The sequence below is a fragment of the Chitinophaga sp. CF418 genome (genome assembly GCF_900142925.1).
Lineage (GTDB): Bacteria > Bacteroidota > Bacteroidia > Chitinophagales > Chitinophagaceae > Chitinophaga.
In genome coordinates this window covers 312,190-324,499 of the sequence record NZ_FRCN01000004.1, presented here as the reverse complement: position 1 = coordinate 324,499, position 12,310 = coordinate 312,190, and the positions used below count along the sequence as shown (strand labels likewise).

At 46.1% G+C, this 12,310-nt stretch carries 13 protein-coding genes; 4 read left to right on the top strand and 9 right to left on the bottom strand.

Annotated features, from left to right (window positions below; genetic code table 11):
* The first annotated feature begins 154 nt into the window (after window positions 1-154).
* Together F3I09_RS11525 and F3I09_RS11520 are read left to right on the top strand one after the other, a co-directional pair.
* Window positions 155-1,042, top strand: coding sequence for a sugar phosphate isomerase/epimerase (locus F3I09_RS11525; protein ID WP_149695173.1), 888 nt, complete (start codon window positions 155-157; stop codon window positions 1,040-1,042).
* A gap of 173 nt (window positions 1,043-1,215) precedes the next feature.
* Window positions 1,216-2,439, top strand: coding sequence for an ATP-binding protein (locus tag F3I09_RS11520; RefSeq protein ID WP_149695172.1), 1,224 nt, complete (start codon window positions 1,216-1,218; stop codon window positions 2,437-2,439).
* Here the strand turns inward: F3I09_RS11520 and F3I09_RS11515 are convergent.
* From F3I09_RS11515 to F3I09_RS11480, 8 genes are read right to left on the bottom strand one after another with little or no spacing between them, the layout of a single operon-like run.
* Complete coding sequence (locus tag F3I09_RS11515; protein WP_149695171.1) at window positions 2,436-3,119, bottom strand: VIT1/CCC1 transporter family protein; 684 nt, start codon at window positions 3,117-3,119, stop codon at window positions 2,436-2,438. The genes F3I09_RS11520 and F3I09_RS11515 overlap by 4 nt on opposite strands.
* A gap of 23 nt (window positions 3,120-3,142) precedes the next feature.
* Window positions 3,143-4,216 carry a hypothetical protein gene (locus tag F3I09_RS11510; RefSeq protein ID WP_149695170.1) on the bottom strand — a complete coding sequence of 358 codons (1,074 nt, stop codon included), beginning with the start codon at window positions 4,214-4,216 and terminating at the stop codon, window positions 3,143-3,145.
* Window positions 4,213-5,823 carry an FAD-dependent oxidoreductase gene (locus tag F3I09_RS11505; RefSeq protein ID WP_149695169.1) on the bottom strand — a complete coding sequence of 537 codons (1,611 nt, stop codon included), beginning with the start codon at window positions 5,821-5,823 and terminating at the stop codon, window positions 4,213-4,215. The genes F3I09_RS11510 and F3I09_RS11505 overlap by 4 nt, the downstream gene beginning before the upstream one ends.
* A 3-nt stretch (window positions 5,824-5,826) precedes the next feature.
* A complete protein-coding gene (locus F3I09_RS11500) occupies window positions 5,827-7,353 on the bottom strand; it encodes a polyamine aminopropyltransferase (protein WP_149695168.1) in 1,527 nt (508 codons plus the stop codon).
* 12 nt (window positions 7,354-7,365) lie between these two features.
* Window positions 7,366-7,569 (bottom strand): DUF350 domain-containing protein, encoded by a 204-nt coding sequence (locus F3I09_RS11495; protein WP_149695167.1) that lies wholly within the window; start codon window positions 7,567-7,569, stop codon window positions 7,366-7,368.
* 16 nt (window positions 7,570-7,585) lie between these two features.
* Complete coding sequence (locus F3I09_RS11490; protein ID WP_149695166.1) at window positions 7,586-7,765, bottom strand: hypothetical protein; 180 nt, start codon at window positions 7,763-7,765, stop codon at window positions 7,586-7,588.
* The gene (locus F3I09_RS11485; RefSeq protein ID WP_149695165.1) at window positions 7,758-9,665 is read right to left on the bottom strand and encodes a DUF4178 domain-containing protein; all 1,908 of its coding nucleotides are present in this window, start codon (window positions 9,663-9,665) and stop codon (window positions 7,758-7,760) included. The genes F3I09_RS11490 and F3I09_RS11485 overlap by 8 nt, the downstream gene beginning before the upstream one ends.
* 3 nt (window positions 9,666-9,668) lie before the next feature.
* Window positions 9,669-10,022, bottom strand: a complete 354-nt coding sequence (locus F3I09_RS11480) for an S-adenosylmethionine decarboxylase family protein (RefSeq protein ID WP_149695164.1) — start codon at window positions 10,020-10,022, stop codon at window positions 9,669-9,671.
* 117 nt (window positions 10,023-10,139) lie between these two features.
* Here F3I09_RS11480 and yiaA point away from each other — a divergent pair, with 117 nt between their 5' ends.
* Both yiaA and F3I09_RS11470 read left to right on the top strand, forming a co-directional pair.
* Window positions 10,140-10,565 carry an inner membrane protein YiaA gene (yiaA, locus tag F3I09_RS11475; RefSeq protein WP_149695163.1) on the top strand — a complete coding sequence of 142 codons (426 nt, stop codon included), beginning with the start codon at window positions 10,140-10,142 and terminating at the stop codon, window positions 10,563-10,565.
* Window positions 10,566-10,649: 84 nt separating this feature from the next.
* Window positions 10,650-10,982 (top strand): DUF4870 domain-containing protein, encoded by a 333-nt coding sequence (locus F3I09_RS11470; RefSeq protein WP_149695162.1) that lies wholly within the window; start codon window positions 10,650-10,652, stop codon window positions 10,980-10,982.
* Window positions 10,983-11,102: 120 nt separating this feature from the next.
* Here F3I09_RS11470 and F3I09_RS11465 read toward each other — a convergent pair whose 3' ends face one another.
* Window positions 11,103-12,209, bottom strand: a complete 1,107-nt coding sequence (locus F3I09_RS11465) for an isoaspartyl peptidase/L-asparaginase family protein (RefSeq protein ID WP_149695161.1) — start codon at window positions 12,207-12,209, stop codon at window positions 11,103-11,105.
* Window positions 12,210-12,310 lie beyond the last annotated feature (101 nt).

The following is a 12,310-nucleotide window of genomic DNA, read 5'->3' as shown; positions in this document are numbered from 1 at the left end:
AAATACATTGTTTGGTGGGAATCTGGCATACCACTATGCATCTCTTAGTGTTGTTAAAATTATTCCATCGGGTAGCAACATATTCCGCTAAACTATATCTTTATCCCGGTATCGGCGAGAGCACAGCCCATTTTAAAACAAGAAATAAATTCCAATGACGTCAAGAAGATCATTCCTTAAAACAACCACCTTGGCTTCGGCCGGTTTGCTGATCAGACCTTCCGAATTATGGAAAGCGCCAGCAACAAATATAGGACTGCAATTATATACCGTGAGAGACGCTATGCAGAAAGACCCGGCAGGCACCCTGAAAAAAGTGGCAAAACTAGGATTTAATACCGTAGAAGGCGCCACCTACACCGGTACGCAGCAATTCTATGGTATGGCTCCCAAAGCATATGCGCAGGTGCTGAAGCAAACGGGACTTAAGATGCCCAGCAGCCACTATATACTGGGAGAGCAAAAGATGAGCGGAGCAGACGTAAAAGGAACTGTGTTGCATGAATGGGACAAAGCAGTGGATGATGCAGCTACAGTAGGCATTAAATACATGGTATGTGCCTACCTGTTCGAAGAAGAACGTGGCAACCTCGACCACTATAAACAGCTGGCAGAATATTTCAACAAGGCAGGCGAGACATGTAAAAAAGCCGGTATACAGTTCTGCTATCACAACCACGATTTTGAATTCCAGCAACAGGAGGGGGGGAGGCCTTATGATGTCCTTTTACAGCAGGCCGATAAAGACCTGGTAAAAATGGAAATGGATATCTACTGGGTGTCGAAAGCTGGCCTGGACCCTGTGGCCCTGATGAAAGAACATAAAGGCCGTTTCCCGCTCTGGCACGTGAAGGATATGGATAAAACTCCCCAGCAGGACTTTACAGAAGTAGGCAATGGCTCCATAAACTTCAAGGAAATCTTCAAACATGCAGGCGATTCCGGCATGAAATATTTCTTCGTTGAACAGGATAAATGCCCCGGTGATCCCTTTGTCAGCATCGCCAAGAGCATTAAATATATCAAGAAGAACCTGGTATAGTTTACAAAGCTATCCGCAGTAGATAAATTTCTCATCCTGCCTCACATACCCGCCTTTCACAGCCGGTATGCAGGGCAGGATGATGTGTTTTATTGGGTATACGTCCTCATAATCAATAAGAAAAAATTCTGTGTTACTAAAAGAATTAGTAAATAGCAGCCAAATTAGCTAAGATGAAAGAAAAGGTGTCAGTGACGGATACCGGTATCCAGTCTTCCGGACTGCCGAAAGACTATATGGAGGCCGTAGCCGAATATATCTGGAACGGCTTTGACGCAGCCGCTTCTGTGATCGATATCCATTTTGAATCCAATGAGATTGATACGATCTATAGTTTATCTATTACCGATAATGGTACTGGTATTGACTATGACCTGCTGAAGGAAACCTTCGGTCATTTCAATGATTCCATCAAAAAAGCATCCTTCCAGAAATCTTCCTCCTTCATAAAAGGAAATAAGGGCCGCGGCCGTTTCTCCTTCTCTGCCTTCAGCGGAAAGGCAATGTGGCATACAGTATACAAGGATAGTCAGACGGGAGATATGATGGAATATGATATCTCCATCAGCAGAAATGCAAAGGATTTCTATGATCCGGAAGGGAAGAAGACAACAGTGAAAAAAGCTACAGGTACTACCGTTACTTTTTATGACCTCTTTGAAGTATCCGGTTTCTCTTTTCAGTCAGACGAGTTCAAAAGCTTCCTGGTACGTGAATTCGGCTGGTTCCTCATGCTGAACAGGGAGAAAGAATATAAGATCAGGATCAACGGCGTACCGATTGAATATACACCGTCTATCGCAGAAAGCGATACAGGCGTCATCTCCCTGAAAGATGGAGAAGGGGTGGAATATTACTTCAGGATCACCTTTGTAAGATGGGGCGAAAGGATAGGTGATAAGTTCTTCTTTTATTTCCTGAACTCAAAACAGTCGGAAGTGTTTAAAGACCTGACCTCATTCAACAACAATGCGATCGGGTTCTATCACAGCGTCTATGTGGAGTCCCGCTACTTCGATGCATTCAATCCCGGTGATAATGAGCAGTCCCAGAACCTGTTTGAAAGAACAAAATATCATAGCGTGTTCAAAGAAGTGATGGGGCATCTGCATGAACTGGTAAGATTAAGGCAGAAAGCTTTTGTAGATGGCGAAGCCGCCGTGAAGCTGATAGACATCTATGAGCGGAACGGGGCGTTGCCTAAAACAGGGAACGGCAAAGAATTGCAGCAGTTCCTGAAAGGGATCTACTCTACAGAGCCCCGACTGTTCCAGGGGCTGAATAAGGAGCAGCAACGTGTGTACGTAGGATTGATCGGTATGCTGCTACAGACCGGTAAAAAAGACGAACTACTGGCATTGGTAAGCCAGGGAAGTATGGCGGAGGCTGAAAACTAACTGATCATTTTTGCAATAATATATGCAGCCGCTGCGGCAAGGATGCCCGTGAAAGCTACTTTCAGGGTGCCTTTCAGCAGCGGCTGCCCTGTTACTTTTGATTTAAAATATCCGAATACAAGCAGCGCAAGAATGGTAATACCGCATGACCAGTAAAAGCCGTGCTGGTTGTTGCTGGTGACCAGGTAGGGGAATAAAGGAATAAATCCTCCCGCCAGGTAAGCCAATGCAATTGTAATAGCAGATTGATAAGCCCTGTTCTTATCAGGCTTGTCAAGCCCAAGTTCGTAGCGCATCATGAAGTCCACCCATTTATGCTTGTCCTGACTGATCTGTAAAGTGACTTGTTTACTCAATTCCTCATCTACTCCCATGGACATAAAGATCTCTTCCACTTCTTTCCGCTCTGTTTCCGGCACCCGCGCCACTTCTTCATATTCCCGCTTCAGTTCTGAATCATAATGCTCCACCTCCGTCTGACCTGCCAGGAAACCGCCAAGGCCCATAGAGATGCAGCCGGCAGCGATTTCGGAAACACCCGATACAATGATCAGGTGATTGGTGTCCAGCACGCCGCTTAATCCCGCCGTCAGGGCAAAGGGCACGGTTAGTCCGTCGGCCATACCAATGATGATATCCCTTACTATATTAGAACTGGTGACGTGCGATTCCTGGTGCATAGACGATCTTTTATCTAAAAGTATTAAATTTCATTGCTCCATTTAAATTCTTCTTTCTTTATCTTCCAGATAAAACCATCGAGAACATAATGTGTGATCTGCGGTAAAGCCAGTAACGGCACGATGAGGCTGAGTAACTGATGGCTCAGCTCCAGTGATGGTAGATGCGCGGTGCCGAAGATGGTGGCATGCTCCTGCCAGAGGGTCATATCCCAGAGCCCTTCTTCAATGAACGCAAACAGGAAGATCAGCAAGAGGAATATCACTATGCCATACCTGCTGAACACAAGCTGCAGGAAGGAATTGCCCTTACGCGGATCTTTGTATTGCTTCTGTCCATACATCCAGATCAATGCCATATAAGGAATGCCATGACTGACTACATTCAGGAGCGTAAAGGCCATATCACCGTTAAAGAAGACAATACCAAAGTACCAGGACACAAGCGTGCCCGTGATAATAGCTGTTTTCGGAATATTGATAGTACGTGTGGTAAAACCCAGGTACAATTCCTTGATAACGTATATGGCGACGATCAGGTAGTATACTACCGTCAATAGATGTAGCAAGGCTGCTGAAGGGAAGAAGACAAAGTCATTCTCAATGAACCAGCTAAAATTTCGCGGACCGCTGAAATGCCAGTATGCCATTGGATATAAAGCTGCCGTATAGATTGTAACGGTGTCTATCAATTTACTGTACCTGTGCGCATTTTCCTGTCTGCTATATACACGCATGAATCCGTATTGCTGACGTACGAAATGAAAAACAGCTACATAAGCCAGTATCCGCCAGAATAAAAGGCTGCTCATCGTATACACCAGCACACCTGCTACGAAGCTGACCAATGGTATGATCCAGAGGAGAAAACGTTGTTTGTTCAATGCCTGCGGATCGAAGTAGGTTCTGTACAGGGTACTGTATACATGCGCCACATCTACCAATAGTACCAGCACCACCCATCCGGCTTCAGGCATTTCCTTGTTGTTGCTGAAGAAGGAAGGGAACAGTATAATTACCAGCAGGCTTAAAAATGGAGGTAGTAGTATGAATATACTGTCAGTCCACGGTTTGCTTATCCACGGTTGCTTATTCATATGGTGCGGGATAAATGTGTCATTACTTTTTTTGCAGCGGAAAGCCCCTGGTAAAAGGCTTCCTCAAATATGCTGTTACCCGCCAGGTCGGTATGTGCAAAGTGCAGACGGTTATTCACAGAGGCGGCCAGTTCCTGCCGGATCGTTCCATGTATCATGCCAGGCAATGGTTTGGCCATGGCATGACCCCAGATCATCACATTTACTTCTTCTATGGCATCGGTTATATTCGCATGCACTTTCTCCAGATCATCTACGATCAGTTTCACCCATTCTGCATGTGTTCTTTCCAGCGCCGCTTTCCTCTCTTCTACAGGTGTATGGTCAGTTAAGGGGCGGTAATAGGTCAGGTTCCTGAGATGGATGCCTTGCCGTATGTCCTGGTGAGTGGCATCTACATATCCCAGTGATGGGCTGTTGTATAGCACGTTGTCCCAGCTGAGCGGGGGACCAGTCCTCTCGGTTAGTTCTTTTGTGCGGATATTGGCCACCATCCAGGGACTGTATTGCATATGCTGATGTACGCGTTGTATGCGCGCCTCATCCTGCAGTATCCTGCCTGCTACGAACTGTGGTACGGCAAGAATGCATTGTTGTGCATTGATTCTTTTTAAGCGGCTTTCTTTTACATCGAAGTAGTCCACCGTTAGCCTGTCATTTTCCTGCAGGATGCGTGTTACCAATGCCTGGTTATGAAAATAAGGTTGCAGTTCTTTCTTCAGATGCGCTGCCAACCAGCCATTGCCTTCCGGCCAGGTCAATACATCATGATGATCGGCGTTGCTGCCTTTACCTTTCCTACTGGCGAAATAATGAATACCTACCCAGGCACTGATCTCATCATACGGAGTACCGAAATCATCGCGGGTACAGTAGTTCACATACCACTGCAGGTAAGAAGAGGTCAATCCCTGCTGCTGCAGCCACTGTTTCATGGTGAGGCTGTCCAGTTGTACAAAGGCGGGATCTTTACTGGAATTATCCAGCGGAATAGCAAAAGCATCTTTTCCATCCTGCCCCTTAGCTAAACGAAAGGACTGCATTTTATCCAGGAACTGTTGTATCTGTGCCTTGTCCCCCGCTGGTACGCCAAACTGGGGGATGAGTCCTTCCTGCCACTGACCATTGATGTACAGCCTTTCCTCCGGGTCGAAGCAGATATAATAGTCGTTATAAGCAGGTAGGGGTGCAGAAGCATCACTGGTGATGACTCCACACTCACGCATAAAGTCGGTGTATTCCGTCAGGTCGTTGTTGGGAATGGGAACATAGTGCGCGCCCCAGGGATAGCCGGAAATGTCGTTCTTCCCACAGGCGGCATTGCCACCCATTTCTTTCTCCAGGTCCAGTATAACAATATCGCGGATGCCCTGGCGGTGCAGATGCCGCGCGGCGGATAATCCGCTGACACCTCCACCCACAATGACTACGGCATGTTCTGTCGTGCTGACCGGTGCAGCAAATTTTTTATCCCGCAGCAGATGGCCGGTATGGGCACTGGCTCCTATCACACTACCCCCGATCACCCGCTGCCTGTGGCAGGAGGCGATGAAGCTGCTGACTACTGTGAGCCCGGCTATGGATTGTATAAATGATCTTCTTTGCATATCTCAATGTTCAAGATATTTGCCCCACTCTTCTTCAAAATACTTTACCAGTGCCTGGTTATTGAGTTTATTGATGTCGAGCAACTGATGTGCTTTCATATCCTCTGGGAATGTGAGCATCAGTTGCAGGGTAGTTGGATTCAGGAATTTTAATGGCGATGGAAGATGACTGAACCAATGATGAGGTGCTGACGGAGTAGCCATGATATAGCCCCACTCGCCAAAGGAAGGAACATAGTTGTGATAAGCGATGGTGTGTAGCCCTACTGAACGCAGGGTAGTGTCCACACACCAGAAACTTTTTGGCGCTACATAAGGGGAGGTGCTTTGTATGACAGCAATACCATCCGGACGCAGCGCACGTTTCAGCAGCTGATAAAAAGAAGTGCTGTACAGTTTCCCGATGGAAAAATTGGAAGGATCGGGGAAATCTACTACGATCGCGTCAAATAATATTTTGTTGCTCCGCAGCCAGGTAAAGGCATCTGCATTATGTACATGCACTTTGCTGTTCAGCAGAGAGGAATCATTCAGTCTGACAAGTATCTCCTGGTGGGAGAAGAGCTTTGTCATGGCCGGGTCCAGGTCAACGAGGGTCACCTGTTTCACAGATGGGTATTTCAGTATCTCCCTTACGGCAAGACCATCGCCGCCACCCAATACCAGTACCTGCTCCGGTTGATTGAGAGAGGAGAATGCAGGATGTACCAGTGCCTCATGATAACGGTATTCATCAGCAGTGCTGAACTGCAGGTTGCCGTTCAGGAATAGCCGCAGTTCATGTTTATTTTTAGTGAGTACGATGCGTTGATAAGGAGTGGATGTAGCGTATACCACATTGTCATCATAGGTCATCGTTTCACTGTAACTCATAATGCTCTCGGAGAATACAAAACAGACCAGCTGCGCCAGCAGCAATGTAATGGCGGCCGTCTTCAACAGCACTACCTGTCTGATCTCTTTGGAAAAATGGTGGGCCAGGTACCAGCCTACGCCTACATTCAGAATGCCAAAGAAGAGGGAGGTTCTGATCAGCCCAAGATGAGGAACCAGCAGTAAAGGAAATATCAGGGAAGCCAGCAATGCGCCGATATAGTCAAAGGTGAATACACGGCTGACCAGTTCTTTGAATGCTACCTTTTTCTCCAGTATACGCATCAGCAGAGGGATCTCCAGTCCTACAAGTACACCCGTGATCAGCACAATGGTATACAGTATGATACGAAAGGAGGCCGCCAAGGGGAACACAATAAAAAGTAAGGCGGAACTGAATCCTCCTACCAGTCCTACCAGCAGTTCAATCCTGATGAACCATGCCAGCAGGTTATTATTGAAATACTTCGAGAGGAAGGAGCCTATTCCCATGGAAAACAGGTACACGCCAATAATAGTACTGAACTGTGTGATGCTGTCCCCCAGCAGATAAGACGCCAGGGTACCGGCTACCAGTTCATAGATCAATCCACAGGTGGCAATAACAAATACTGCCGTCAATAACAGCCACTGTGCGCCGTTTTCTTTTTTAGACATTGGTTCGTTTACTTAGTGAATGGCAGATGCGATGATAATAGCCATGGCCAGCATGAAAAATCCTGCCAGTACAGCTACGGCCATATTCTGCTTTTCCATGATCTCCTTGCGCAGGTTATGCCTGGGCGTTAATACTTCTACCAGTACAAACACGATTACAAGGATAGCAATACCTATAAAGGAATAAAGAATAGAGTTGAGAAGTGCGTTTGACATATTAGGTTGTTTGAATTTATTTATGATATCCGTGCTGGCCGGAGGCGCTCCATCTTTCCTGCCCTGACCCTGAGAACAGCCGCCATCCGTTGGTGTCCGAATAGAACAGCAATCCACCAATGAGGCTTGCAAATACAATGAACCACCGGAACGAAAATAAGGGTGATTCCCGCTGGAATGGGTTGAATTTATTCATCTTCGCCTGTTATAAATGTTGAGTATGGACTGTTTGACCAGCGTTGTCTTTCGCTGAAATAAGTTAAAAAATATTTGAAGATAGGCCACAGCAGCAGGAGCCCGATACATATGAACAGGTTCCTGGTATTGGGCACGTCATAATGCCCCGTGATAGTATAGCTTTTTAAAGGAAAATAGGTCGTTTCCCTGGTTGCCTCCAGTTTCAGTGTATAATCGCCATGGGGCACTTCATTGATATAAACGGTACCATTCTGGCTCCCTTCCGACCAGCTGTACCCATCTTCTACACCACTATAATATTCCACACCTTTATTAACGCTGTATTCAGTACCGGTTTTGGTATCGACGAGTGTTGCTTCTATGTCCATCCAGGTATTCTGTACAGGAGAGTAGAAATCTAACAGGATGTTACTTTTCCGTTTCTCCAGGTGGATATCATTGATCACAGCTGTTTGCACAGTGGAAGAATCGGAGAAATAAATTTCACGCATGAACAGTTCCCGCTCGCTGCTGCCGGAAGTAATAGCCAGATGTAGCAGGATCAGCACGCCTATTCCTATCAGGGTGTTCCTGACCAGTTTCATCAGGTCGATATAACCGTTTGGCTGTACTGCTCCAATGCCGATCTGTGTTGGCCGGATAATGGCATCTCCGAGGGCTTCTTTCAGCTCGTCAGGGTCTATATGCCAGCCCTTGAACCAGACAATACCTTCTTCCGGACTTTCCTCCCTGTTCCACATGATGGGTGGTGAAATAAACTCCCAGCACTTTACCTTTCCGTCATTGAAAGCGTTACCGGGAAATTCCCCCTGAGCGGAGATAATATTAAAGCTATACGAGTTGAACAGATCAAAACGATCCCCATCATAGTTGTACCCGCTGGTACTCCTATTTTCCGGAGTGGGTGTTTTACCTTGTTCCCGGAGGTAGATCCAGTGACCATCATATTCACTCAGAAAGGCATAGCCTTCCTGCTCATTGAATAAGGTGTATTCCCGCCATTGTGATTGATATTGGTTCCGTTCTTCTTTTACGATGAAACCGATCACCTTATAGAAAATCCCTTTTATAATACCGGTTGCACCCAGTGTAATGGCTGGAGTCATCTTTTTAAGATTCTTTCCGCGCTGCCTGATAAATTCAAGATCATTCTCAAATACGTATGAGTTGTGACACTTTGGGCATGCACAGCTTTGTGCATAAGGAAAAGTCGCAACATGCAGTGCCGCGCCACAGGTACACTTAAATTCCCTGCCCGGGTTCTCGTAGGGCCGGGTATATTCCAGGGCTAGCGATGTGAAATCGGTATAGTGAACTTCAAAGGTGGGTTGTACCTGCGACCAGTATTCAATAATATGTAAAATCTCTCCGTTGGGACTTGAAAAATCATAGGTGATAAAGGTGCTGTTGCATTCAGGAATAAATAATTCTCCTTCCACGTCCCATTTTTTACAATGGTCCTTACGCAGCAGCATATATCGCTCCTTATTCAGCAGCTTGTTTGTGCCGGGCGCCATCTGTTTGATCGCATCCTGGGCCAGCTCCGGAGGCGTTGCTATAGGCAGGAGAATGGCATACATGCCGTATCCTTCCATGAGGTAGGCAGCAGTTTCGTCCTGGAATATAATTGTCCAGTAACTGAACACCGTTTCTGCCGTCCAGGTCCTGAACCGGCCTGTTACCCTGAATGTTTTGTCCTTCCATTGCCCCATAGTGCCGGGAGCGATAACAGAAGCCTTTTTAGCAATAACAGGGAAGGGCCTGGGCACAATAGTGCCATCTGCCATCTTGTTCAGCACCGTTCCACATGTACACACTGCCACCGAGGTATGCCGGGAGCTGAATGTGACCAGGTTGTTACAGGACGTGCATTGATAGGTAGAAGGGATCACAGTCATTGATTAGCGTTTGAGGAATTGTTCATGTTCAACAGCCGCATTAAAATGAGCTTTGATCGCGCTGTATATATTGTCTACCGTGCCGTCATTATTCCGCAGGTAATTGCTGAGATAAATATCGACATTGATCTTCCCATGTTCCGGCCATGTATGTATAGACAGATGACTTTCACTCAGGCATACCACTCCCGTATAGCCGGAGGGGGAGAAATTATGATATACCTCCCCCAGTTTTTGTAACTGATGGGTAAGAATGAGTTCGTCCGTCAGGGTTTTAAACGCTGTGAATGTATTAAGTGATTGATGCTCAGTAGTATGTAGAGTCGCAATGAGGTGGGTCCCCTTATTATATTGCATAAGTATACAGGATATTCTGAGGCAAAATAATGAATCCCGATGATTTATACCTGAAAACCGCTATTCTCCACCCTTGCAATTTGATCTACTTTAGCGTCGTAATCATCACACAACATAATGAAGCAAAAACCATCACTTGCCTTTATTGCTACCTCCTGGCTTGCATTACTAATAGGAGTGTTAGGTTATATCATTGGACTGTGGAATGCAGAAATGCAGCTCAATGAAAAGGGCTATTATTTTACCATATTAATGTATGGTTTGTTTGCAGGCGTATCTGTACAGAAATGTGTCAGAGACCGTCTGGAAGGGATACCGGTAACGGATATCTATTATGGTATCAGCTGGGTATCTACTCTCTTAAGTATTGTATTGCTGACAGTAGGCTTATGGAATGCGACACTGTTGCCAAGTGAAAAAGGTTTCTACGCCTTCGCCTTTCTGCTGAGCATTTTTGGAGCTATCAGCGTACAAAAGAACACTCGTGATACCCAGGCTGCAAAAGCGGGTATCGTAACCGGAGACACGACAATCGAAAGATAACCCACCCAGATATTGATGGCAAAAGAGATAAATACTTTGGTAGCAATACCTTAGCTTTATCTGAAAAATTAAACCATATCTTTTATGAAAAACCAAACGTTGGCTATTATTGCCTACATCACATTGATTGGATGGATATATAGCTATGTCCAGTATAAAAATAACCCGTATAGGAGCAGGTTGGTGCGCTATCACCTGAACCAGGCACTGGGTATTTTTATCTTTACTGTGATTTTATGGACAGCCATTAAGGTCATTTCAGTAATTGTTCCATCAATAGGCTCAATATTAGCGGTAGCCGGCCTTCTTCCATTGGTCTTAATGACCTTTGGCGCTGCAGCAGCGTCCAAAGACATATTAAGCCCTGTCCCCGGAGTTGGAAAATTGTTTGAGAACAGGTTTGGTTTTCTGAACTGATCTGTTGCGGCATCGTATGCCGCCAAAAAAATAACTATATCCTAATACCCTATACTAACATGAAAAGTGAACCGGGAAACTCCGTTCTGGAGTTTCCCGGAACTTCCCTGAAACTTCCCATTATTTGTAGATCTCAATCGTTATTTTTCCTTCAGCGGTCACCATGCCCCTGTACATTCCTTCGGTATTGAAAGGGAGCGCGGCATGACCCATTTTGTCCAAAGCTATCAATCCTCCGTTCCCTCCAAGTGTGCCTACTTTCTCTATGGCGGCCTTACCGGCCTCCTCTACTGTTAACCCCTTATAGGCCATCAGTGCAGACAGATCATAAGCTACCACACTACGGATAAAAAATTCTCCCCAGCCTGTACAGGAAACGGCCACAGTATTATTGTTCGCATAGGTGCCAGCTCCAATGATAGGTGCATCACCGATACGGCCATATTTTTTATTGGTCATACCACCGGTAGAGGTACCTGCTGCCAGATTGCCAGCTTTGTCAAGCGCAACAGCACCTACAGTACCAAACTTATTATCAATGTTCTCAACACCCAGCTTTCCTGCTGGCTGATAACTATGGTCCAGCTTACTTTTTATGGAGTCTTCCTTCAACGCTTTCTGCAATCCTTCCCAGCGTTCCTCCGTACGGAAATAGGAGGGATCCACGATCTCCAGTCCTGCTTCTTTCGCAAACTGCTCTGCTCCGCGTCCTGCCATCATCACGTGTTCTGATTTTTCCATTACCGCTCTTGCTGCAGAGATAGGATTACGAATGGTAGACACACCAGCCACGGATCCAGCTTCCAGCGTTTTCCCATTCATAATGGCCGCATCCATTTCATTGCGACCATCATGCGTGAATACAGCGCCTTTGCCAGCATTGAACAGCGGATTATCTTCCAGTACACGGATAGTAGCTTCTACTGCATCCAGGCTGCTTTTGCCCGCCTGTAATACTTTGTAGCCTGTCTTCAGTGCTTCTTCCAGCCCCGCTTTGTAGGCGGCTTCTTTCTCGGCTGTCATGTTCTTTTTCAGGATAGTGCCTGCACCGCCATGTATGACAAGCACATATTTTTCCTGCCGGATAACGCATCTGGTACTTACGACAACATCATATTTTTTATGCCGGGTGCTGTCGTCGGCAGTAACGTTGTTGGCGTGCGCCTGCAGTGTGCTGCAAATGATCAGCATCCAGGCCGCGGATTGGAGAAGGGAACGTGTTTTCATGTGGACTAAATTATAAAATCTGGGACACTATGGGACACTTTGTTAACGCAGATGTTGCAAATTAATAATCCGTTTTGCGCAAACGTTTCCATACATTTATT

Bases quoted from the DNA above. Each gene is read 5' to 3' on its own strand.
- F3I09_RS11500 (WP_149695168.1), bottom strand. From the start codon at position 7,353: ATGTCTAAAAAAGAAAACGGCGCACAGTGGCTGTTATTGACGGCAGTA.
- F3I09_RS11470 (WP_149695162.1), top strand. From the start codon at position 10,650: ATGAAAAACCAAACGTTGGCTATTATTGCCTACATCACATTGATTGGA.
- F3I09_RS11505 (WP_149695169.1), bottom strand. From the start codon at position 5,823: ATGCAAAGAAGATCATTTATACAATCCATAGCCGGGCTCACAGTAGTC.
- F3I09_RS11485 (WP_149695165.1), bottom strand. From the start codon at position 9,665: ATGACTGTGATCCCTTCTACCTATCAATGCACGTCCTGTAACAACCTG.
- F3I09_RS11495 (WP_149695167.1), bottom strand. From the start codon at position 7,569: ATGTCAAACGCACTTCTCAACTCTATTCTTTATTCCTTTATAGGTATT.
- F3I09_RS11510 (WP_149695170.1), bottom strand. From the start codon at position 4,216: ATGAATAAGCAACCGTGGATAAGCAAACCGTGGACTGACAGTATATTC.
- F3I09_RS11525 (WP_149695173.1), top strand. From the start codon at position 155: ATGACGTCAAGAAGATCATTCCTTAAAACAACCACCTTGGCTTCGGCC.
- yiaA (WP_149695163.1), top strand. From the start codon at position 10,140: ATGAAGCAAAAACCATCACTTGCCTTTATTGCTACCTCCTGGCTTGCA.
- F3I09_RS11490 (WP_149695166.1), bottom strand. From the start codon at position 7,765: ATGAATAAATTCAACCCATTCCAGCGGGAATCACCCTTATTTTCGTTC.
- F3I09_RS11520 (WP_149695172.1), top strand. From the start codon at position 1,216: ATGAAAGAAAAGGTGTCAGTGACGGATACCGGTATCCAGTCTTCCGGA.
- F3I09_RS11465 (WP_149695161.1), bottom strand. From the start codon at position 12,209: ATGAAAACACGTTCCCTTCTCCAATCCGCGGCCTGGATGCTGATCATT.
- F3I09_RS11480 (WP_149695164.1), bottom strand. From the start codon at position 10,022: ATGCAATATAATAAGGGGACCCACCTCATTGCGACTCTACATACTACT.
- F3I09_RS11515 (WP_149695171.1), bottom strand. From the start codon at position 3,119: ATGCACCAGGAATCGCACGTCACCAGTTCTAATATAGTAAGGGATATC.